The organism is Agarivorans sp. Alg241-V36, assembly GCF_900537085.1.
In the GTDB taxonomy this organism is placed as follows: Bacteria; Pseudomonadota; Gammaproteobacteria; order Enterobacterales; family Celerinatantimonadaceae; genus Agarivorans.
Window position 1 is genome coordinate 529,289 of record NZ_UNRE01000001.1, and the last position, 21,836, is coordinate 551,124.

17 protein-coding genes and 8 tRNA genes are annotated in these 21,836 nt (G+C 45.0%); 23 read left to right on the forward strand and 2 right to left on the reverse strand.

The genetic code is table 11. The features are described 5' to 3' along the window. Window positions 1-2 precede the first annotated feature (2 nt). Together G6R11_RS02520 and rpoS are read left to right on the forward strand one after the other, a co-directional pair. Window positions 3-806, forward strand: a complete 804-nt coding sequence (locus G6R11_RS02520; RefSeq protein WP_163131189.1) for a peptidoglycan DD-metalloendopeptidase family protein — start codon at window positions 3-5, stop codon at window positions 804-806. Between the two features lie 55 nt (window positions 807-861). Further along, window positions 862-1,812 (forward strand): RNA polymerase sigma factor RpoS, encoded by a 951-nt coding sequence (gene rpoS / locus G6R11_RS02525; protein WP_163131191.1) that lies wholly within the window; start codon window positions 862-864, stop codon window positions 1,810-1,812. Window positions 1,813-1,883: 71 nt separating this feature from the next. Here rpoS and mutS read toward each other — a convergent pair whose 3' ends face one another. Beyond that, complete coding sequence (mutS, locus tag G6R11_RS02530) at window positions 1,884-4,457, reverse strand: DNA mismatch repair protein MutS (protein ID WP_370525638.1); 2,574 nt, start codon at window positions 4,455-4,457, stop codon at window positions 1,884-1,886. 160 nt (window positions 4,458-4,617) lie between these two features. Between mutS and recA the strand changes: the two genes are divergently transcribed. The 16 genes from recA (at window position 4,618) to G6R11_RS02610 (ending at window position 15,155) form a co-directional block, all read left to right on the forward strand. Continuing rightward, a complete protein-coding gene (gene recA, locus G6R11_RS02535; protein ID WP_163131195.1) occupies window positions 4,618-5,661 on the forward strand; it encodes a recombinase RecA in 1,044 nt (347 codons plus the stop codon). A 34-nt stretch (window positions 5,662-5,695) separates the two neighbouring features. Continuing rightward, entirely contained in the window at window positions 5,696-6,145 is a 450-nt protein-coding gene (locus G6R11_RS02540) for a regulatory protein RecX (RefSeq protein ID WP_163131197.1), read from the forward strand. 142 nt (window positions 6,146-6,287) lie between these two features. Further along, complete coding sequence (gene alaS, locus G6R11_RS02545; RefSeq protein ID WP_163131199.1) at window positions 6,288-8,912, forward strand: alanine--tRNA ligase; 2,625 nt, start codon at window positions 6,288-6,290, stop codon at window positions 8,910-8,912. A gap of 38 nt (window positions 8,913-8,950) precedes the next feature. Beyond that, on the forward strand, window positions 8,951-10,165 hold the full coding sequence (locus G6R11_RS02550; RefSeq protein ID WP_163131201.1) for an aspartate kinase: 1,215 nt from the start codon (window positions 8,951-8,953) through the stop codon (window positions 10,163-10,165). Window positions 10,166-10,272: 107 nt separating this feature from the next. Continuing rightward, window positions 10,273-10,452, forward strand: coding sequence for a carbon storage regulator CsrA (csrA, locus tag G6R11_RS02555; protein ID WP_016402827.1), 180 nt, complete (start codon window positions 10,273-10,275; stop codon window positions 10,450-10,452). A gap of 241 nt (window positions 10,453-10,693) precedes the next feature. Further along, window positions 10,694-10,786: transfer RNA gene (locus G6R11_RS02560), tRNA-Ser, on the forward strand. A gap of 11 nt (window positions 10,787-10,797) precedes the next feature. Next, a tRNA-Arg gene (locus G6R11_RS02565) sits at window positions 10,798-10,874 on the forward strand. A gap of 47 nt (window positions 10,875-10,921) precedes the next feature. Beyond that, window positions 10,922-10,998, forward strand: a tRNA-Arg gene (locus G6R11_RS02570). 53 nt (window positions 10,999-11,051) lie between these two features. Continuing rightward, a tRNA-Arg gene (locus G6R11_RS02575) sits at window positions 11,052-11,128 on the forward strand. A 49-nt stretch (window positions 11,129-11,177) separates the two neighbouring features. Beyond that, a tRNA-Arg gene (locus tag G6R11_RS02580) sits at window positions 11,178-11,254 on the forward strand. Window positions 11,255-11,299: 45 nt separating this feature from the next. After that, window positions 11,300-11,392: transfer RNA gene (locus G6R11_RS02585), tRNA-Ser, on the forward strand. 11 nt (window positions 11,393-11,403) lie between these two features. After that, window positions 11,404-11,480 (forward strand) — tRNA-Arg (locus tag G6R11_RS02590). Between the two features lie 59 nt (window positions 11,481-11,539). After that, window positions 11,540-11,616: transfer RNA gene (locus tag G6R11_RS02595), tRNA-Arg, on the forward strand. Between the two features lie 351 nt (window positions 11,617-11,967). Further along, window positions 11,968-12,210: an OadG family protein gene (locus tag G6R11_RS02600; RefSeq protein WP_163131203.1), complete on the forward strand. Its 243-nt coding sequence runs from the start codon at window positions 11,968-11,970 to the stop codon at window positions 12,208-12,210. Between the two features lie 20 nt (window positions 12,211-12,230). Next, window positions 12,231-14,012, forward strand: a complete 1,782-nt coding sequence (oadA, locus tag G6R11_RS02605; RefSeq protein WP_163131205.1) for a sodium-extruding oxaloacetate decarboxylase subunit alpha — start codon at window positions 12,231-12,233, stop codon at window positions 14,010-14,012. 12 nt (window positions 14,013-14,024) lie between these two features. Beyond that, window positions 14,025-15,155 carry a sodium ion-translocating decarboxylase subunit beta gene (locus tag G6R11_RS02610; RefSeq protein ID WP_163131207.1) on the forward strand — a complete coding sequence of 377 codons (1,131 nt, stop codon included), beginning with the start codon at window positions 14,025-14,027 and terminating at the stop codon, window positions 15,153-15,155. Between the two features lie 52 nt (window positions 15,156-15,207). Here G6R11_RS02610 and G6R11_RS21680 read toward each other — a convergent pair whose 3' ends face one another. After that, window positions 15,208-15,375, reverse strand: coding sequence for a hypothetical protein (locus tag G6R11_RS21680; protein WP_205472563.1), 168 nt, complete (start codon window positions 15,373-15,375; stop codon window positions 15,208-15,210). A 248-nt stretch (window positions 15,376-15,623) separates the two neighbouring features. On the opposite strand from G6R11_RS21680, the gene G6R11_RS02615 reads away from it, so the two are divergent. From G6R11_RS02615 to G6R11_RS02635, 5 genes are all read left to right on the forward strand, one after another. Continuing rightward, window positions 15,624-16,229 carry a beta-phosphoglucomutase family hydrolase gene (locus G6R11_RS02615; RefSeq protein WP_163131209.1) on the forward strand — a complete coding sequence of 202 codons (606 nt, stop codon included), beginning with the start codon at window positions 15,624-15,626 and terminating at the stop codon, window positions 16,227-16,229. Between the two features lie 9 nt (window positions 16,230-16,238). After that, window positions 16,239-16,670, forward strand: a complete 432-nt coding sequence (locus tag G6R11_RS02620) for a YqaA family protein (protein WP_240352379.1) — start codon at window positions 16,239-16,241, stop codon at window positions 16,668-16,670. 24 nt (window positions 16,671-16,694) lie between these two features. After that, entirely contained in the window at window positions 16,695-19,541 is a 2,847-nt protein-coding gene (locus G6R11_RS02625) for a pitrilysin family protein (RefSeq protein WP_240352380.1), read from the forward strand. 86 nt (window positions 19,542-19,627) lie between these two features. Then, window positions 19,628-21,205, forward strand: coding sequence for a glutamate--cysteine ligase (gshA, locus tag G6R11_RS02630; RefSeq protein ID WP_240352381.1), 1,578 nt, complete (start codon window positions 19,628-19,630; stop codon window positions 21,203-21,205). Further along, entirely contained in the window at window positions 21,192-21,836 is a 645-nt protein-coding gene (locus G6R11_RS02635; protein ID WP_240352382.1) for a hypothetical protein, read from the forward strand. The genes gshA and G6R11_RS02635 overlap by 14 nt, the downstream gene beginning before the upstream one ends.

A 21,836-nucleotide genomic window follows, 5' to 3' on the forward strand; every position in this document is an offset into this window, starting at 1 on the left:
AAATGAATCACCTGCGTTATTTAAGTGTTTTATTGCTCTTATGCTTACTACAAGCTTGTAGTCGAGAGGGTGGTCCTGCACCAGTTACTAATGCAGGAACCTATAACCCAGAGACGCGTGGGGTACTAAACAGTTCTAGCTACAAAGTCAAAAAGGGTGAAACCCTTTACTCTATTGCTTGGCGAGCTGGGATAGACCCCGAACAATTGGCAAAAAGAAATAATATTCCGGCTCCTTACACAATTTATGTTGGACAAACCATCAAACTGAAAAGTAGCGGTGTTAAGTCTGGTAATGCCAAAACTAATAAGCATAAAACTGTGAAGTCGCAAGTTAAAGATGTTAATAAATCGTCAAAAGAACTTGAATCAACGTCAACAAAGGCATACGCTAAAAACTCGCCAAAAGTTATTGCGAAATCCCAATCTGGCCCCGTTAAAGGCTGGGTTTGGCCAACAAAAGGCAATGTTATCAAAGGGTTCTCTAATAAAGAGAATGGTAACAAAGGCTTAGATATTCGCGGTAGGCAAGGCCAAAAAATAGTAGCTTCAGCACCGGGTCGAGTGGTGTATGCGGGCAGCGCATTAAGAGGTTACGGAAAACTAATAATAATAAAACACAATGACGATTATTTAAGTGCTTACGCCCATAACAGTCGTTTACGTGTTAAAGAAAAACAGCAAGTAGTAGTAGGGCAACATATCGCCGATATGGGCGATACAGGAACAACAGATACGCGATTACATTTTGAGATCCGTTTCAAAGGAAAGTCAGTAGATCCAGCTAAGTATCTACCGGCACTCTAGCCTAGATTGCATATAACAATAACAGCAATCAGGTCTTGTTCAGGGAGGTTATGCTATGACCCAAGTAAAAACTGCTGTAAAACTAAAAAGCGTTTCAACAGAAGGTTCTAAGAATCAAACTGTTGACAAAAAAACAGACAAAGATGACATCATGCAAGCCGATGTTTCCAAGAGTTTAGATGCTACCCAGCTCTATCTTGGTGAAATTGGTTTCTCTCCACTACTTACCGCAGAAGAAGAAGTTCTGTATGCCCGGCGAGCCTTAAGAGGTGATGAAGCTGCGCGTAAACGAATGATTGAAAGTAATCTTCGCTTAGTAGTGAAAATTGCTCGCCGCTATAATAATCGGGGTTTAGCACTGTTAGATTTGATCGAGGAAGGGAACCTTGGTTTGATTCGTGCAGTGGAGAAATTTGACCCAGAACGCGGTTTCCGCTTCTCAACCTATGCCACCTGGTGGATTCGTCAAACGATTGAACGTGCGATCATGAATCAAACACGAACCATTCGTTTACCTATTCATGTGGTCAAAGAACTAAACGTATATTTGCGAACCGCTCGTGAATTAGCACACCGTTTAGATCATGAACCTACCGCCGAAGAAATTGCTGAAACTCTAGACCGTCCGGTCGAAGATGTTACCAAGATGCTGCGTTTAAACGAACGTATTAGCTCTGTAGATACGCCTATCGGCGGAGACAATGACAAAGCCTTGCTTGATATCATTTCTGACGAAAACGATCACGGTCCAGAGCATAAAACTCAAGACGATGATATGAAAAACAGCATCGTTGGTTGGTTAGGTGAGCTTAATAGTAAGCAACGTGAAGTTTTAGCTCGTCGTTTCGGACTACTCGGCTATGAAGCGTCTACGCTGGAAGATGTGGGACGCGAGATAGGCTTAACACGTGAGCGAGTAAGACAAATTCAAGTTGAAGCGCTGCGTCGTTTACGGGATATTCTTTCTCTACAAAACTTATCGATAGACTCGCTATTTAAAGTGTAGAAAACCAATTCTCAGAAAGTAAAAAAGGAAGCTTAGGCTTCCTTTTTAGTTTAGTGGGGTAAGTTAAATGCTTAATGGCTTTGTTGTTTAAGCTTGAATAGCAAGTCTAAAGCCGCTTTAGGTGATAGCTCATTGGGGTCTAGCTGATTGAGCTGTACTAAAACTGGATGAGGCTCAGGCTCGCCTAAGTCCATGTTTAGCTGTGCAGCTAAGTCTCCATTTACTGCTCCAGAGGCAGCAGGTTCAATCGCTTCAAGTTGTTTAAGCTTTCGTTTTGCTTGGTTAATGACTGCTTTTGGAATGCCAGCAAGAGCGGCTACCTGCAAACCATAGCTTTTGCTCGCTGCACCATCTTGAACTTGATGCATAAATGCGATGGTATCCTGATGCTCAACCGCGTCTAAATGTACATTGGCTACTCCTTCCAATAGCTCTGGAAGTTGGGTTAACTCAAAGTAATGGGTGGCAAATAGTGTTTGTGATTTTAGCTTTGCGAGGGCTTGTGCTACCGCCCAGGCTAGCGACATACCATCGTAAGTGCTGGTGCCTCTGCCAATTTCATCCATTAGCACTAGGCTATTGGCAGTGGCATTATGCAAAATATTCGCAGTTTCAGTCATCTCAACCATAAAGGTCGAACGACCGCTTGCCAGATCATCTGAGGCACCAATGCGCGTGAAAATCTTATCAATAGGTCCTAATTCCGCATCATCAGCAGGTACATAACTGCCAATATAAGCCAGCAAACAAATAAGCGCTGTTTGGCGCATGTAAGTCGACTTACCACCCATGTTGGGACCCGTAACTATTAATAGCTGGCGCTGCTTATTTAGTTGAACCGGGTTGGCAATAAAAGGTGTGTCATTTACCTGTTCTACAACAGGGTGACGGCCGCCTTGGATATTAATACCCGAGCTTTTTTTAAAGCTTGGGCGAGAGTAGTTTAAGCTTTCTGCTCTTTCCGCCAGACAAGCTAGCACATCCAATTGAGCAATGGTTTGGGCGCTTTGCTGCATTTTGCTAAGCGCTGGCATTAGTAAGTCGAGTAATTGTTCGTATAGCTGTTTTTCTAGTGCGAGCGCTTTACCCTGGCTAGAAAGCACTTTTTCTTCGTGCTCTTTTAGCTCGGCGATGATGTAGCGCTCCATATTTTTTAAGGTTTGGCGGCGAATATAGTGTTCTGGAACTTGTTCTGCTTGTGTTCGGCTAACTTCAATATAAAAACCATGTACTTTGTTGTAGCCAATTTTTAGGTTCGCAATACCGGTTTGTTCTCGCTCGCGTTGCTCAATATCACTTAGAAACTGAGTTGCACCCTCGCTTAGGTTACGCCACTCATCTAGTTCTTGGTTATAACCTGGCGCAATAACTCCTCCATCGCGAATAAGTACTGGAGGATTATCGATTATGGCACTTTGCAGCAACGCTAGCGTATTTGGAAATTCGCCGATGGATTTGGCTAAGGGAGCCAAGGCTTGGCTATTGTGCAAGTAAGTTTGTAGTTCTGGTAGCTGCTCAAAAGCATTTCGCAAGCGAGCAAGGTCGCGAGGGCGAGCTGAGCGCAGTGCTAAACGCGCTAAAATACGCTCAATATCCCCGATTGATTTAAGAATGCTTTGTAGCTGCGGGTAGAGGTCTGTACTTAGTATCTCAGCAATGCAATCTTGGCGAGCGACAACCTCTTGTTGATTACTGAGCGGCTGGTGAATCCAACGGTTGAGCAAGCGACTGCCCATGGCTGTTGCGCTGCGATCAAGTATCGCGCTGAGAGTGTTGTCGTAAGTGCCGGCTAAGTTTCGAGTAAGTTCTAAGTTCTTGCGACTAGCAGCATCTAACTGAATAAACTGGCTTTGGCTTTCAATAATAATGGCATTGATATGTGGCAATGCGGTGCGTTGGGTATCTTGCACGTATTGCAACAAGCAACCCGCTGCAGATAGGGCGAGTGGATATTCACTTACACCAAAACCATCTAGGTGACGAGTGCCAAACTGCTGGTTCAGTACTTTTTCAGCTGTGGCTAAATCAAACTCCCACTCACCGCGTCGGCGTAAACCCTTATAGCCTTGTAGGCTCGGGTAGTATTCAAAATCATCGGGGTAGAGCAATTCGGCTGGGTTTAATCTTTGCAGCTCAGCTTGAAGCTGATCCTCGCCATTAAACTGATTAATAACGAAGCGACCACTAGCAATATCCAGATAAGCGAGGCCAATTTGCTGCTGTTGATTCACAACGCTAACCAATAGGTTGTCGTGTTTCTCCTCTAATAGCGCTTCGTCACTTACTGTGCCCGGAGTAATAATCCTAACAACTTTACGTTCAACCGGCCCTTTGCTGGTAGCAGGGTCGCCTATCTGCTCACAAATTGCTACCGACTCACCTAATTGTACTAAACGTGATAGGTAGTTTTCAGCTGCGTGATAAGGAATGCCCGCCATGGGAATAGGAATACCAGCGGATTGCCCACGTTTGGTAAGCGAAATATCCATTAACTCAGAGGCGCGTTTAGCATCATCGTAAAACAATTCATAGAAATCGCCCATTCGATAAAACAGCAAAATATCGGGATGTTGCGCCTTTAGGTTGAGGTATTGGCGCATCATTGGCGTATGTTTTTCTAGGTTTGTTTCAGTCATCGGCGTAATCGAATAATTGCTAATTAGTTAAACGAAGCTGCAAGGATAAAAGCTGCCAGCAAATTAGGCAAAACTCTTTTAGGAATTTTATGGAATAAACTTGATACTGTATGAACATCCAGTATACTACTGGTCAACAAGATAGTTAAAAGCACCTAACGAGGGCGATATGGATCAGAACAAACAAAAGGCATTAGCTGCGGCCCTAGGCCAAATTGAGAAGCAATTTGGTAAAGGCTCAATCATGAAGCTTGGTGATAACCGTACCATGGATATCGAAACCATTTCTACTGGTTCTTTATCAATTGATATCGCCTTGGGTGCCGGCGGCTTACCAATGGGCCGTGTGATTGAAATCTATGGTCCTGAAAGTTCTGGTAAAACTACTCTTACTCTTGAAGCGATTGCGCAAGCGCAGAAAGTGGGCAAGGTATGTGCCTTTGTGGATGCAGAACATGCTCTAGATCCTATTTACGCTAAAAAGCTGGGTGTAGATGTAGATAACCTATTGGTATCTCAGCCGGATACCGGTGAGCAAGCCCTAGAAATTACCGATATGCTAGCGCGCTCTGGCGCCGTAGATATGATTGTTATTGACTCAGTTGCAGCATTAACACCAAAAGCTGAAATCGAAGGTGACATGGGTGATAGCCACGTTGGCCTGCAGGCACGTTTAATGTCGCAAGCTTTACGTAAGCTAACTGGTACCCTAAAACAAACTAACTGTATGTGTATTTTCATTAACCAAATTCGTATGAAAATTGGTGTAATGTTTGGTAATCCAGAAACTACCTCTGGTGGTAATGCGCTTAAGTTTTATGCATCTGTACGCCTTGATATTCGCCGCATCGGCGCAGTAAAAGCTGGAGATGAAGTAGTGGGTAACGAAACTCGCGTTAAAGTGGTTAAAAACAAAATTGCTGCGCCATTTAAGCAAGCTGAATTCCAGATTATGTATGGCGAAGGCTTTAACCGTTACGGTGAACTAGTTGATTTAGGTGTTAAAGAAAAACTTGTAGATAAAGCCGGTGCTTGGTTCTCTTATAAAGGCAACAAAATTGGCCAAGGTAAAGCAAATGCTTCTACCTACTTAAAAGAACATCCAGAAGTGGCTCAAGAAATTGAGATGACTATTCGTAACAACCTTCTAAACAAGGTTGAGCTCGAGGAGCAAGAACCTGCCGCTGAAGCTCCAGCAGACCAAGAAGCATAAGCGAGATAAAGGAGCCTAATGGCTCCTTTTTGTTATGACCAACCGTAGCGCCTTACATACCACCATCGACTTGCTATCAAGACGCTCTTATAGCCAGCAGCAGCTAGTGCAGAAGCTGCGGCAAAAAGGCTACCAGGATGAAGAAGTTAGTGATGCCCTCGAATACGCTCAACAAAATGCTTGGTTAGATGACAAAAGTTATGCAGCATCCTTAACCCGCGCTCGGATTAGCAAAGGGTACGGAAAAAACTATATCAAACAGTACTTACAAACTAAGGGTATTAGTGGCGATTTAGCCAATGAGGTACTGGAACAGGATGACTGGGATTGGTACCAAGCCATCGAGCTTTGTTTCGCCAAGAAATTTAAGCAAGGTATACCCAGCGACAGAATGCAAAAGCAAAAATGTACCGCTTATTTGTTTCGTCGGGGCTTTGATTTTGAACTGATTAATATCCTGTATAGCGAACTACAACAGCAATAAGCCTTGAACACTTTGCCTGCAAAGGTCTGCGTGATATATTGTCGCGATTAATAACGGTTTCACCTTTTTTAGCGCTTATCGACGCGAAACTTTAGGTTTCGCCGCTATGTCGAGTTGCAACAAACCCCCAGGAAAGAGTTTCATGAAGATGACTTCAGCTGAAGTAAGAAATGCATTTTTAAGCTTCTTTAACAGCAAAAATCACCAAGTAGTTGCCAGTAGTTCATTAGTCCCTCACGACGATCCTACCTTACTATTTACCAACGCGGGTATGAATCAGTTCAAAGACGTATTTCTTGGCATTGATAAGCGTAATTACAGCCGAGCCACTACGTCACAACGTTGTGTACGTGCCGGCGGTAAGCACAATGATTTAGAAAACGTAGGTTACACGGCGCGTCACCACACTTTTTTTGAAATGTTAGGTAACTTCAGCTTTGGCGATTACTTCAAAGAAGAAGCTATTGGTTATGCATGGGAGTTCTTAACTGAAGTTGTTAAGTTACCTAAAGAGAAGCTTTTAGTTACTGTTTACCAAACCGATGATGAAGCGTTTGATTTGTGGGCTAATAAAATTGGTGTGCCTAAAGAGCGCATCATTCGCATCGGCGACAAGTCTCCCGAGAAGAAGTTCGAGTCTGATAACTTCTGGCAAATGGGTGACACCGGTCCTTGTGGCCCCTGTACTGAAATCTTTTATGACCATGGCGAGCATATCTGGGGCGGTCCTCCAGGTAGCCCTGAAGAAGATGGCGACCGTTTCATCGAAATTTGGAACGTAGTCTTCATGCAGTTCAACCGTCAAGCAGACGGAACCATGGATCCCTTACCAAACCCTTCAGTTGATACCGGTATGGGCTTAGAGCGTATCGCAGCAATTTTGCAAGGTGTGCACTCTAACTACGAAATCGATATTTTCCAAAACCTGATTGCAGCCGCCGCAAAAATCATTGGCACCAATGATTTGGAAAACAAATCCTTGCGGGTAATTGCAGACCATATTCGTTCATGTGGCTTCTTGATCGCAGATGGCGTAATGCCGGCCAATGAAGGCCGTGGTTATGTATTACGCCGCATTATTCGTCGTGCAGTACGTCATGGTAATAAGCTTGGCGCTACAGATGCGTTCTTTTACAAGCTTCTGCCGGCGCTAATCGCCGAAATGGGAGAAGCCTACCCAGAGTTGCAAACTCAATTACCTGTTATTGAGCGTGTGCTTAAGCTAGAAGAAGAGCAGTTTGCCAAAACGCTTGATCGTGGTTTGTTAATTTTGGATGAAGCACTTAGCGAGTTAGATGGTTCGGTTATTCCTGGTGACTTAGTTTTCAAGCTTTATGATACTTATGGCTTTCCTGCGGATTTGACCGCGGATATTGCTCGTGAGCGAGAGCTAAGTGTAGATGAAGCTGAATTTGAAGCTGCTATGCAGGCTCAACGTGAGCGGGCTAAGCAAGCCAGTAATTTTGGCACAGATTATAACGACAATTTGATTATCGATAGCGCCACCGAATTCTTGGGTTATCAACACCTAGAAGCTGATGTGAAAATTGTTGAAATGTACAAAGATGGTGAAGCGCAACAAGTGCTAACCGGTGGCGACCATGCCATTATTGTGCTTGACCAAACGCCGTTTTATGCAGAATCTGGTGGTCAAGCTGGTGATGCTGGTGAGCTTATGTATCAGGGCGGTAGCTTTGTCGTTCAAGATACACTAAAAGTGGGCAAAGCTTTTGTACATAAAGGATATGTGCAAGGTGGCGATTTAAATGTTCAGCAGTTGGTTCAAGCTAAGGTTGACTCTCGCCGTCGCTGGAACACCGCACTAAACCACTCTGTAACGCACTTATTGCACGCTGCATTGCGTCAAACACTTGGTGAGCACGTTACCCAAAAAGGTTCTTTGGTCGAAGCTGCACGTTTACGTTTTGACTTCTCACACTTTGAAGGTGTATCAATGCGCTCATTGCGCCAGGTTGAGCATCTAGTAAACCAACAAATTCGTCGCAACTTGCCAGTTGAGACTAAAGTGATGAACCTTGACGAAGCTAAGCAAGCAGGCGCGATGGCTTTGTTTGGAGAAAAATATGATGACGACGTACGCGTAGTTAGCATGGGCGATTTCTCAACCGAGCTATGTGGTGGTACTCACGTAAATCACACCGGTGACATTGGCTTCTTTAAAATCACCAGCGAAGCAGGTATTGCTGCTGGGGTTCGCCGTATCGAAGCGGTAACTGGTCAGTTTGCTATCGATTTGATTCACCGCTTAGCCGAAGAAACAGAAAAAGCCGCCAATTTAGTTAAAGGTGACCAATTCAATATCGGCGAGAAGGTGATTCAGCTAGTGGATCGTAACAAAATGCTCGAGAAAGAAGTCACTCAGCTAAAAGCTAAGTTAGCTAGCGCCGCTAGTAATGATGCTGCAGATCAAATACAAACCATTAACGGTGTGAAAGTATTAATTGCCTTCTTAGATGGTGTAGAAGGTAAAGCCCTGCGCAGCAGCGTAGATGAGCTAAAAGTGAAACTTGAAAGCGGCGTTATTCTGCTCGGCACAGTAAACGATGGTAAAGTCAGCTTGGTTGCTGGTGTGACTAAAGATCTTACTGGTCGTGTTAAAGCGGGTGAGATGGTGAACATCGCTGCCCAAGGTGTTGGCGGTAAAGGCGGTGGTCGTCCTGACATGGCTCAAGCAGGTGGTTCTAACCCTGACGGTTTGCCAAAAGCCCTAGCTGATGTGAAAGAGTGGCTTGTTGAAAAGCTTTAAATAGTTATGCATTAAGTGTTAAAGAAAAAGGAAAGCAAGTGGCACTAATTGTTCAAAAGTATGGCGGCACTTCGGTGGGTACCTTAGAGCGTATTCAAGCCGTAGCAGACCGCGTTATTCGCTGTAAAGAAGCGGGTGACGATATTGTAGTTGTTCTTTCAGCGATGTCTGGTGAAACCAATCGCTTGCTGGGTTTAGCTAAAGAGATTGACGAAAACGCTAGTGAGCGTGAAAAAGATGTATTGGTATCTACCGGTGAGCAAGTCACCATTGCCTTGCTAAGCATTGCTTTGCAGAAGAAAGGCTGTGATGCGATTTCGATGACGGGCGATCAGATCCGCATGCATACCGATAAAGCACACGGTAAAGCGCGTATTACTGATATTGACGACCATAATATTCAATCGCACTTAAAAGAGAATAAAGTTGTAGTGATTGCCGGTTTCCAAGGCAGGAGCCCAGACAACTACATTACTACTTTAGGGCGTGGCGGTTCAGATACTACCGCAGTGGCTATTGCAGCTGCGCTTAAAGCTGATGAGTGTCAGATATATACAGATGTTGATGGTGTATACACCACTGACCCGCGAGTAGAGCCAAAAGCTCGCCGTTTAGAGAGCATTACTTTTGAAGAAATGCTAGAAATGGCCAGTTTAGGCGCAAAAGTGTTACAGATCCGCGCTGTAGAGTTTGCCGGAAAATATAATGTGCCGTTGCGTGTTCTATCAAGTTTTACTGAAGGTAATGGCACCTTAATTAGTTATGAGGGAAATAAAATGGAGTCACCCGTAATATCAGGCATCGCTTTTAATCGTGATGAAGCAAGTTTAACTATTCTGGGTGTACCTGATAAACCTTCCGTTGCCGCATCAATATTGGCGCCTATTGGCGATGCAAACATCGATGTTGATATGATTATTCAGAACTCGATGGGTGACAACACCGCAGACTTTACCTTTACGGTTCATCGTAATGACTACAAGCGTGCCAAAGAGTTACTTGAAGAGACCTCAAGTAAGTTAGGTGCGCGTGAAGTTCAAGGTAAAGATTCCTTGGCAAAAATTTCTATCGTTGGGGTGGGGATGATGAATCACCCTGGCGTTGCTAAAACCATGTTTGAAACCTTAGGGGACGAGGGCATTAATATGCAACTTATCTCGACTTCTGAGATCAAAGTATCGGTTGTAGTAGATGAAAAATATTTAGAGTTGGCTGTACGTGCTTTGCATAGTGCATATAACCTAGAGCAATAATAATGACTCTTTGACTTAAACAAGCTAGTCTATACGCTTAATAGCAGAAAAATAATAGCTTAGATAAGTCGCTAAAGAACAAGAATATGAATTTAAGGAGATAATGAATGCTAATTTTGACGCGCCGTGTAGGCGAAACGTTAATGATTGGGGATGAAGTAACCGTAACTGTATTAGGTGTTAAAGGTAACCAAGTACGTATCGGCGTAAATGCACCAAAAGAAGTATCTGTGCACCGTGAAGAAATCTACATGCGCATTCAAGCAGAGAAAAGTGCTGGGGCTTAAGTAAGCTTACATCGCCAAGATTTATCTTTAGGAAGCCTCTGGCTTCCTTTTGTTTTTTGGGCTTTTGCTGGCAATGAGCAATGGCCACAAATCCACCGCTCAATTGCCAGAACGTTTGCTTTGTAGTCAGTTGCTAAACAAATACATAGCCAACTGTTCGAAAGCTGAACGAACAAAAGAAAAGTAACAAAAAAGGTTTGACTATATTTTTGGAAGCAGTAATATCTGCATCCGAAATCGCGGTGAGGTGGCCGAGTGGCCGAAGGCGCTCCCCTGCTAAGGGAGTATAGGGTTTGTAGCCCTATCGAGGGTTCGAATCCCTCCCTCACCGCCATCGATTTCAACGCGCGTGTAGCTCAGCTGGATAGAGTACCTGGCTACGAACCAGGCGGTCGGAGGTTCGAATCCTTCCACGCGCGCCATATTTTAAAAGAACGATTTATCGTTTTTATTACAAAGTGTTTTCTGCGCGCGTGTAGCTCAGCTGGATAGAGTACCTGGCTACGAACCAGGCGGTCGGAGGTTCGAATCCTTCCACGCGCGCCATTATTTAAAAAGCTCATAGTTATGTGAGCTTTTTTTATTGAAGTGTTACCTGTGCGCGTGTAGCTCAGCTGGATAGAGTACCTGGCTACGAACCAGGCGGTCGGAGGTTCGAATCCTTCCACGCGCGCCATATTTTTAAAAGAACGATTCGTCGTTTTTGTGTTCAAAGTGTTTTCTGCGCGCGTGTAGCTCAGCTGGATAGAGTACCTGGCTACGAACCAGGCGGTCGGAGGTTCGAATCCTTCCACGCGCGCCATTCTTCTTAAGTTTGCCCTAGGGCGAGCTTGCTGAAGGAAATCGAGGTGAGGTGGCCGAGTGGCCGAAGGCGCTCCCCTGCTAAGGGAGTATAGGGTTTGTAGCCCTATCGAGGGTTCGAATCCCTCCCTCACCGCCATCGATTTCAACGCGCGTGTAGCTCAGCTGGATAGAGTACCTGGCTACGAACCAGGCGGTCGGAGGTTCGAATCCTTCCACGCGCGCCATTTTCTGTTTTTATTTGATGCATTGTCTTTTCTCTTCTAGGCTTTGTTTCATACCCCACGCGCGTGTAGCTCAGCTGGATAGAGTACCTGGCTACGAACCAGGCGGTCGGAGGTTCGAATCCTTCCACGCGCGCCATTTTCTCTGTTTCTATCTATTCTCTTTCACGCCCTAGATCACTATTCACCTCTTATTCATCTTCAAATTATATCTCTTGTGATCGCCATTACTACTTTTGAGGTAGCTTAGCTGCTAGATTAGTTAATGAATTTGGCTGTCGTGCAGCTGTAAATCAGTTGTTAACTAAATGTTATCATTTGGCGGTTTAAGCTGTGTAAGCTGCGATGTGGCGTATAATTGCGAATTTTGTCATTGGCAAAATAAAGTTAACAATACCAAGGTTTTGAATAATTATTCAAAAATCAAGTTTGATTTTTGTTGTTTAGCATGTAATTCTTACGCCAATCTCAAAGGATGTGGATTAATAATATGATGGATTTGACTGAGCTGTTAGTGGAAGCAGCAACGTTAATGGGGGTCGGGATGATCGCCGTATTCGCTTTTTTATCGCTACTTATTGTTGCGGTAAATGGCTTAGCTAAGTTAGCGCCACCGCTAGCTGAAGTAGCGGAACCAAAACAAACCTCGTCTCCAACTCCCCAACCTGCCAATAACGCCACTGTAGTAGCCGCTATATCAGCTGCTGTTCAACAGTACCGGAAGGCTCAATAACTAAAAGAGGATTTAACGCAATGTCTAAACCACTTGCATTAACCGATGTTGTATTGCGCGACGCGCATCAATCATTATTAGCAACTCGTCTTCGCCTTGAAGATATGTTGCCTATTGCTGAGCAACTCGACCAAATTGGTTATTGGTCTCTAGAAACCTGGGGTGGCGCAACCTTTGATGCTTGTATTCGTTATCTTGGCGAAGATCCTTGGGAGCGTTTACGCGCACTTAAGAAGGCAATGCCTAATACTAAGCAGCAAATGCTATTACGTGGCCAAAATTTACTTGGTTACCGCCACTATGCAGACGACGTAGTAGAGCGCTTTGTAGAGCGGGCGGTTAAAAATGGTATGGATGTATTCCGTATCTTTGACGCGATGAACGACCCGCGTAACTTCCAAACAGCGGTAAAAGCTGCTTTAGATTGCGGCGCACACGCTCAAGGTACTATTTCTTATACTACCAGCCCAATTCACACTACCGACAACTGGGTAGACCTAGCTAAGCGTTTGGAAGACATTGGCTGTCACTCTATCGCCATCAAGGATATGTCGGGTTTATTAAAGCCTTATGAAGCTGAAACCCTTATTAAGCGTCTTAAAGCCGAAACTGATGTAGAAATTGCATTGCACTGCCATGCGACTACCGGCTTAAGCTTACCTACCCACATTAAAGCGATTGAAGCTGGCGTAGACATCATCGACACTGCAATCTCATCAATGAGCTGTACTTATGGTCACAGTCCAACAGAGACCATTGTAGCGATGTTAGAGGGCACTGAGCGCGAAACTGGCTTAGACCTTAGCAAACTAGAATCTATCGCAGCTTACTTCCGTGAAGTACGAAAGAAGTACGCTAAATTTGAAGGCAGCCTAAAAGGTGTTGATTCGCGCATCTTAATTGCTCAAGTTCCGGGCGGCATGTTAACCAACATGGAAAGCCAGCTTAAAGAGCAGGGCGCAGCCGATAAGATTGATGAAGTACTAGCCGAAATTCCTAAAGTACGTAAAGACCTAGGTTACATTCCTTTGGTAACTCCAACCTCACAAATTGTGGGTACTCAAGCAGTTATCAATGTATTAACTGGCGAGCGCTACAAAACTATTACCAAAGAAACGGCCGGAATTTTAAGTGGTCAGTATGGTAAAGCGCCTGGCGAGTTGAATGCAGAATTGCAAGCGCGTGTTCTTGATGGATCAGAAGCAATTACCTGTCGCCCTGCAGATTTACTGCAAGCGGAGATGGAGCGCCTTGAAACTGAAGTAGAGCAACTAGCCAAAGAAAAAGGTTTTGCTTTAGCTGAAGACAAAATTGATGACGCTTTAACGTACGCATTGTTCCCACAAATTGGCCTTAAGTTCTTAGAGAACCGTGGCAACCCAGATGCATTTGAACCGGTACCAAGCGCTGACGACGTTAAAGTTGCAGCTCCTGCTAAAGCTGGCGCAGTAGAAACCTACTCAGTACGTGTAGACGGTCAGTTATACACCGTAGATGTTGGTCCTGAAGGCTCTATTGATGGCGTAGCGCCAGTAGCTAGTTCAGCGCCAGCCGCAGCCGCCCCAGCAGCACCTGCTACCAGTGGTAAAGGTGAAGCCTTACCAGCGCCTTTAGCGGGTAACATCTTTAAAGTTCTCGCTAAGCCTGGTGCTAATGTGCAAGAAGGCGATGTATTGCTGATTATGGAAGCAATGAAAATGGAAACCGAAATCCGTTCCGCTAAAACCGGGGTTGTTGACGAGGTATTAGTTAGAGAAGGTGATGCGGTTGCAGTGGGCGAAGTCCTACTTAGCATCGCATAAGGGAGCGAGAACGTGGAAGGAATTACTAAGCTATGGTCGGAAACCGGCCTAGCTAACTTCGAACCTGCACAATTAGTGATGATGGCAGTAGGTTTACTGCTATTGTATTTGGCCATTGTGCGTAAATTTGAGCCTTTATTGCTGCTACCGATTGGTTTTGGTGCGGTGCTGGCCAATATTCCGAATGCTGGGTTTAACGATGAAGGCGGTTTGCTTTACTACGTTTACCATGTAGGAATTGAAACCGGTGTTTTCCCACTGCTGATTTTTATGGGTGTTGGCGCGTTAACAGACTTTGGTGCGCTTATCGCAAACCCAAGAATGTTACTGCTAGGTGCTGCGGCTCAGTTTGGTATTTTTGCGACGCTATTTGGTGCCATTCTACTAAACATGATCCCAGGCTTTGATTTTACCCTGGCTGATGCTTCTGCGATTGCAATCATTGGTGGTGCAGATGGGCCTACGGCTATCTTCCTTGCTTCCAAGCTTGCACCAGATTTATTAGGTGCGATTGCGGTAGCTGCTTATTCATACATGGCACTGGTTCCAATTATTCAGCCGCCGATTATGAAGGCCTTAACCTCTAAAGAAGAACGCGAAATTCAAATGGAGCAATTGCGTCCGGTTAGCGTGCGAGAAAAGATTATTTTCCCTATCGCTGTACTTGGCTTAACCATTTTGTTCTTACCAGCGGCAACACCTCTAGTGGGTATGTTCTGTTTAGGTAACCTAATGCGTGAAAGTGGCGTGGTTGATCGTTTAAGCAAAACTGCACAAAACGAACTCATCAATGTTGTTACCATCTTCTTAGGTTTAGCGGTAGGTTCTAAGTTATCTGCTGACAAGTTCTTAACGGTAGAAACGCTAGGTATTCTTGGCTTAGGTGCTGTGGCATTTGGTATTGGTACTGCTTCTGGAGTACTTATGGCTAAGTTAATGAGCCGCTTAAGTGGCGGTAAGATTAACCCACTGATTGGTGCTGCTGGTGTTTCAGCGGTGCCAATGGCCGCACGTGTGGTAAACAAGGTTGGTTTGGAGTCAAACCCTCATAACTTCTTGTTAATGCATGCTATGGGACCAAACGTTGCTGGGGTACTAGGTAGTGCCGTAGCTGCGGGTGTACTACTGTCTTTGGTTGGTTAATTCCTATCAGCGAAATAAAAAGCTTGCCTCGGCAAGCTTTTTTTATGTCTAGCTAATGGGTTAGCCAAATCATCAATGAGAAGAATCCAATCAATGCGGTGCTAATCCCAATAATCCAATAGTAACCTTTTAAACCTTGTTTAAAGCTTAAACCGTAATGGAATAGAAACAGTGTCCATAAAACGGTTAATAACAAGGGCAACAAGAAAAATCGCACCATAATTCTACCTACTGGGTCACTTAAGTAATTGAAGAACTTTTAGTTTACCTTTATTACTTATAAATTGAAGAGAGCGAATCAGTAACTTCGCTACGCTTCACACAGATTGCTCGGTTTCCAACAGTTAATTTGGTTACTCGCTTTACGAATCACCGCGCGTTACAAAATATTCTAGTTAAATGGCCGCTTATTGGTATGATGCAGGCTAAATCGGCTGCTGTTCAGTCCGACCGCATTCAGAGTAGATTATGAATTTCCACGATTACCAACACTATGCCGCTTTTATTTTTGATATGGATGGAACCTTGATTGACTCCATGCAGCATCATCAGAACGCATGGCAGTCTGCTCTCGATCAGTTTTCTATTCCTTTTAGCTCTGCGCAAATGCTGGCAATGAGTGGATGGCCTACCTTACAAACAGTTGAAAACTTGCTTGCCGATGCCCATATAAAGGGGATAAATGTTCAGCAAGTGGTTGATGCTAAAGAGCTGCGTTATCACCAACTAGTGAATAGTGAAATACAGCCGACACCTTTAATTAAAGTGTATGAGCATTTTTTAGGTGAAAAGCTAATGGCTGTGGGCACCGGTGCTAGCCAGCAGCAGGCAGAGATGATACTGAGTAAATTAGGTATAGCCGATAAGTTGCAAGCGATTGTTGGGGCTGATTTAGTGGCAAAGCATAAGCCAGCGCCTGACACCTTTTTAAAGTGTGCAGAATTGATGCAGATTGAACCTCAGGCATGTCTAGTATTTGAAGATGCCGATGCCGGAATAGAGGCTGCAAAAGCCGCTGGAATGGCAGTGGTTGATGTAAGAAGTTTGTGGCCAGCGAACTATTTTGTTGATTAGGCGGTTCTATTGTTAGTCATACTGTTTTTTAGCGCCTTTGTATCTGCCACCTTATTACCCGGCAGCTCAGAAGTAGTTTTGCTAGGTTTGGCCAGCCAAGTTCCTGAGCAGTGGCTTAGCTTGTTAGTTGTGGCTACCTTGGGCAATACCCTAGGTGGCTTAGTAACCTTTGCCATGGGCTGGGGTGCTTTTTACTTTGGTAATCGCCACTTTAGTTGGTTACCTAAGCTGAATGAACAAGCCAAGGCGAAGCCTTGGTTGGCCAAATACGGCGCCTGGAGCTTATTAATGAGTTGGGCACCTGTAATTGGCGATGCGCTTTGTTTTGTTGCGGGTGCTGCTAAGCTTCCGGTTTGGCAAAGCACCGTTGCCATGCTTATTGGCAAAGCGATCCGTTACGCTTTGCTATTGGCATTAGGTAATGCAGTTGTGAGTATTTAAATAATGATTAGAGAGGTCAATATAGTGCTTAGATGGTTAAGTGTGCTTAGCATTCTGTGGTTAGCTGCTTGTACTCAGATAGACCCTAAATCTTCGCTTGAGCTACCCAAGGGTGTCGAGTTAATTGAAACCTCGCAGGCCAATAATAGCGACATTCAGATAGCCTATAAAAAGTATCGTTTAGCCAATGGCCTAACAGTATTGCTCTACCAAGATGACAATGCACCGCTAGCCCATGTAGATATTACTTATCATGTAGGTTCTAATCGAGAAGAACCGGGTAAGTCTGGCTTTGCTCACTTCTTTGAACACATGATGTTTCAGGGCTCAAAACACGTCGGCGACCAAGAGCATTTCCGCATTATTAACGAAGCGGGTGGAACCATGAATGGCTCCACAACTAAAGACCGCACAAATTACTATCAAACGGTGCCTGCTAACCAGCTAGAAAAAGTGCTGTGGTTAGAAGCCGACAGAATGGGCTTTTTGCTTGAAGCGGTAAGCCAACGAAAGTTTGAAATTCAACGTGATACAGTAAAAAATGAGCGCGCTCAACGCGTAGATAACGCACCTTATGGTTTGTTATCTGAGCGAGTAGACGAAGCGCTCTATCCTCGAGAACATCCGTATTCTTGGCAACCTATTGGCTACATTGAAGACCTTAATCGGGTAGACGTAAACGACCTTAAGGCGTTTTTCCTACGCTGGTACGGACCAAATAATGCTGTGCTAAGCATTGGTGGCGATATCGATGAGGCTCAAACCTTAGAATGGATTAGTCAGTACTTTGGCGGCATTCCTCGCGGACCTGAGATCCCAGAGATTACGCCAGAGCCCGCGACCCTGAGTGAAACCCGTTATATCTCCCTAGAAGACCGTATTCATATCCCTCTGCTGTATATTAGTTATCCAACGGTGTATGCTGGCGCTGAAGACGAAGTTGCTTTAGATATGTTTTCAGAGATCTTAGGTGGCGGCAAGAGCTCGTTACTGCATCAATCGTTGGTTGAATCGGGTAAAGCTTTATCTGCAGGCAGTTCACATTACTGCCGCCAAATGGCCTGTACCTTGTCGATATACGTGCGGGCTAATCCTCAAGCAGGGTTGACCTTGGCTCAGTTAGAACAAGATGTTGACCAAGCGATTAACGACTTTGCAGAGCGTGGCGTGAATGCAGAAGACTTGCAGCGCGTTCGCTCATCGCTTAAAGCTTCTACTATCTACAGTTTAGAGAGTGTTTCTGATGTGGTGACTCAGCTTGCCTTTGGCGAAACGTTCTTTGAGCAGCCCTTGTATATCAGTGAAGTATTACAACAGTTTCAAAATGTTAATGACCAGCAGGTGCAACAAGCTTATCAGCATTACATATTGAACAAACCTCGAGTGGTGATGAGTGTTGTGCCGAGAGGGCAAACTCAATTGATTGCAGCTAAAGACAACTTTACACCTGCGCCGCGCACGCTGCCTGAGCAGCAACACATTGAAGACAGTGAGCTGGCACTTCGTGAAGTAAAAGATGACTTCGACCGCAGTATTGAACCGCCTTCAGGTCCCGCGGTGGCGGTAAAGTTGCCTGAGTTATGGCATGCAGAGTTAACTAACGGCTTACAAGTATTAGGCACCTCTGAGCAGCCAACTCCCACGGTTACCCTGCAGTTCAGGCTGCCCGGTGGCAGTATTTCAGAACCTAAAGGTAAAGAAGGTCTGGCTAAGCTGACAGCGCAAATGTTGATGCAAAGCACCCAGCAAACTGTTGCCGCTGAGTTATCAGATCAACTTACCGAGTTGGGCGCGTCGGTTAGCTTTAGTGGCGGGCTGTATAGTCAAAATATTAGTCTGTCGTCATTAACCGAGAACTTACCGCAGGTGATGGAAATTTTGCAGCAGCGTTTACTAAGCCCTGCCTTTGATAAAGCAGAATTTGAACGTGAAAAAGCGCGCCACTTGCAAAGTATTGAGCAGAAGTTTAATCAGCCGAATTGGCTCGCCAGCATTGCTAGTCAAAGTCTGTTCTTTGGCGAGGGCAGCCGCCTCGCAATCTCTAGTTGGGGGAGCCGCGACAGTGTGGCAGCGCTTACACTTGAAGATGTGAAGCAGTTTTGGCAGCAGCATTACCAACCCAAGGGCAGTCAGCTAGTTGCCGTAAGCAATCTTAAGCAAGCAGAAATTGAACAAGCTTTGCAGCCTTTACAGCAGCAATGGCAAGGCGACGCCAGCTCTGCTGCTCATTTAACCGCGAAACCTTCTGCACAGAACAACACCATTTATCTTTTAGATAAACCGGGCGCGGTGCAGTCGGTGATTCGAATCGGCCGTTTAGCTATGCCTTACGATGCTACCGGTGAGTATTTTAAAGCCAATTTGATGAACTTTAATTTTGGCGGCAACTTCAATAGTCGAATCAACATGAACTTACGCGAAGACAAGGGTTATACCTATGGCGTAAGCAGTGGTTTTGGTGGGTTTAAAGATAGCGGTAGTTTTGTTATCTCAACCGATGTGCGTCAAGATGCTACCGCCTCAGCGATTCAAGAGCTGTTGGCCGAGTTGGAAGCTTACTCAATAAGTGGTCCAAGTGACGAAGAGCTGTCTTATATGCGCAGTGCTGTCTCCCAGCAAGAGGCGTTAGCCTACGCAACGCCATCGCAGAAAGCGTCGTTTTTGATGCAAATGTTGGCCTTTGACTTGGGGCCAGAGTTTGTCGCCACTCAAAATCAAATTACCGCTAATATTAGCCAAGCTGAATTACAGCAATTGGCGGCGAAGTATTTTTCACCCAAAGAAATGATCGTGGTGGTAGTGGGCGATAAACAGCAGCTATTACCAGAGCTAAAGAAAATAGGTATGCCAGTTCAAGAACTTGCATTGTAACGTAGCAACGCACAGTGGTGGCAAAACATGGGCGTTCTCGCTATGCTTTGCCACATTACGCGTTTTAACAAGATAGTGAGTTCAACTTGACTCAACAGTTTACTACTCGGCTGACGCAATTGAGCGCAGCAATGGCAGATACCGGTGTGCTTGGCATTAAACGCGGTATTGAACGTGAAGCTTTACGTATTTGCGAACAGGGAAATCTTGCATCCAATGGTCACCCTAAAGCTCTAGGCGCAGCGCTAACTCATCCCCTCATCACTACCGATTACGCGGAAACCTTGTTGGAGTTTATTACTCCGGTTTCTGACAGTGTTGAGCAGGTATTATCACGCCTTACTGATATTCACCACGAAACACTAAAGCAGCTTGACGGACAACGTTTGTGGCCTTTGAGCATGCCTTGTTACATTGGTGACGAGCAAGACATTGTATTGGCTGATTATGGCCAATCAAATATAGGTAAGATGAAACACGCTTATCGACAGGGGCTTCGTCACCGCTATGGCAGCGCCATGCAGGTGATCTCTGGCGTGCACTATAACTTCTCTTTGCCGCAAAGTTTTTGGCAACAACTACAACAAGTAGATGGCGACCAACAGCCTTTGTCAGATTATATTTCGCAGCGCTATATGGGCTTAATTCGTAACTTTTATCGTTATGGTTGGATGGTAGCTTATCTCTATGGCGCTTCGCCGGCGCTGTGTGGTTCATTCATGAATGCTGGCGAGAGCCAACTGGCCTTCCAAAAAATGGGTAAAGGAACACTATATTTACCTTACGCTACGTCATTGCGTTTGAGTGATTTAGGTTACACCAGCTCGGCCCAGCACGACTTAGATATCAACTACAACAGCGTGAGTGAGTACGTACAAAGTGTGCGCAAAGCGGTGAGTTCTCATTCGGAAGAGTTTGCCAATATTGGGGTTAAAGTGGATGGTGAATATCGTCAGCTAAACGCCAATATATTGCAGATAGAAAATGAGTTGTATGCGCCTATTCGCGCTAAGCGAGTGGCTAAGTCAGGTCAAACGCCTTCTCAAGCCTTAGCTGAAGATGGTATCGAATACATCGAGATTAGAGCATTGGATGTTAACCCCTTTGATGCTGTAGGCGTAACTGAGGCGCAAGTGAGAGTGATAGATAGCTTGTTGCTTGCCTGTGTAATGATGGACTCTCCCGAAATGTGCAAAGCAGAGTTGCAAGCCTGTCGTGACAACTTTAATGCTGTAGCCATTGAAGGGCGCAACCCTGAATTGTCTCTAACTATTGCTGGTGAACAACAAAGCTTGCCGGTGCATATTGAAAGCTTGCTAGCTAAGATGCAACAGGCCGCTCAACTACTTGATACTCAGCGCCCAGAACCAGACTTTAGCGCATCGCTAGAGCAGGCGATTGCCGATGTAGCAAATGACAATACCTACTCTTCACGTTTTCTGCGTTTGTTAAAATCACAATCAGTAGATAACAGCAACTTGGGCTTGCAATGGGCTGCACAATATCGCGAAGAGATGCTTGGTCATAAGGCTAATAACTGGCAAGATCAAGACTTTAGCGAGATGGCTGAACAAAGCTTTGCTGAGCAACAAGCAATAGAAGCTAGTGATGACCTCGATTTTGATCACTTTTTAACGAAGTATTTTGAGAATGCCAATAAGTAGGGATGTATCGCTTGTTCAGTGGGCTAAAGTAGCCTTGGTAGTTTTGGGTTTCGGGGTATTGGCGGGGTGCAGCAGCGCGCCGCCAAAGGATCCTGAGAACCTATGTAGCATTTTTGAAGAAAAGCGCGATTGGTATAAATCGGCCAAAAAAATGAACAAGAAGTGGGGCACGCCGGTGCATGTTCCCATGGCTATGATGTATCAAGAATCTAGCTTCAAGCATAATGCCCGCCCACCAATGCAATACTGGTTTGGTTTTATTCCCGTAGGGCGTGCTAGTAGTGCTTATGGTTATAGCCAAGCTAAAACCATGACCTGGGATGATTACGTGCGCGAAACTGGGAATTCCTGGTCGTCACGAACTAATTTTGATGATGCCATCGATTTTATGGGTTGGTTTACCAATAAAACCCACAAGATTAATGGTGTATCGAAATGGGATGCGCGCAATCAGTATTTAAACTATCACGAAGGCTGGGGCGGCTATAAGCGTGGTACTTACCATCAGAAACAATGGTTGGTGAAAGTCGCGGGTACAGTAGACCAGCGATCGAAACGCTATGCGGCCCAGTATAATAAGTGTAAAGAGGATCTAGATAGTAGCTGGCTATGGCGACTATTCTTTGCTTAA

Bases quoted from the DNA above. Each gene is read 5' to 3' on its own strand.
- G6R11_RS02520 (WP_163131189.1), top strand. From the start codon at position 3: ATGAATCACCTGCGTTATTTAAGTGTTTTATTGCTCTTATGCTTACTA.
- rpoS (WP_163131191.1), top strand. From the start codon at position 862: ATGACCCAAGTAAAAACTGCTGTAAAACTAAAAAGCGTTTCAACAGAA.
- recA (WP_163131195.1), top strand. From the start codon at position 4,618: ATGGATCAGAACAAACAAAAGGCATTAGCTGCGGCCCTAGGCCAAATT.
- G6R11_RS02540 (WP_163131197.1), top strand. From the start codon at position 5,696: ATGACCAACCGTAGCGCCTTACATACCACCATCGACTTGCTATCAAGA.
- alaS (WP_163131199.1), top strand. From the start codon at position 6,288: ATGAAGATGACTTCAGCTGAAGTAAGAAATGCATTTTTAAGCTTCTTT.
- csrA (WP_016402827.1), top strand. From the start codon at position 10,273: ATGCTAATTTTGACGCGCCGTGTAGGCGAAACGTTAATGATTGGGGAT.
- G6R11_RS02600 (WP_163131203.1), top strand. From the start codon at position 11,968: ATGATGGATTTGACTGAGCTGTTAGTGGAAGCAGCAACGTTAATGGGG.
- oadA (WP_163131205.1), top strand. From the start codon at position 12,231: ATGTCTAAACCACTTGCATTAACCGATGTTGTATTGCGCGACGCGCAT.
- G6R11_RS21680 (WP_205472563.1), bottom strand. From the start codon at position 15,375: ATGGTGCGATTTTTCTTGTTGCCCTTGTTATTAACCGTTTTATGGACA.
- G6R11_RS02615 (WP_163131209.1), top strand. From the start codon at position 15,624: ATGAATTTCCACGATTACCAACACTATGCCGCTTTTATTTTTGATATG.
- G6R11_RS02635 (WP_240352382.1), top strand. From the start codon at position 21,192: ATGCCAATAAGTAGGGATGTATCGCTTGTTCAGTGGGCTAAAGTAGCC.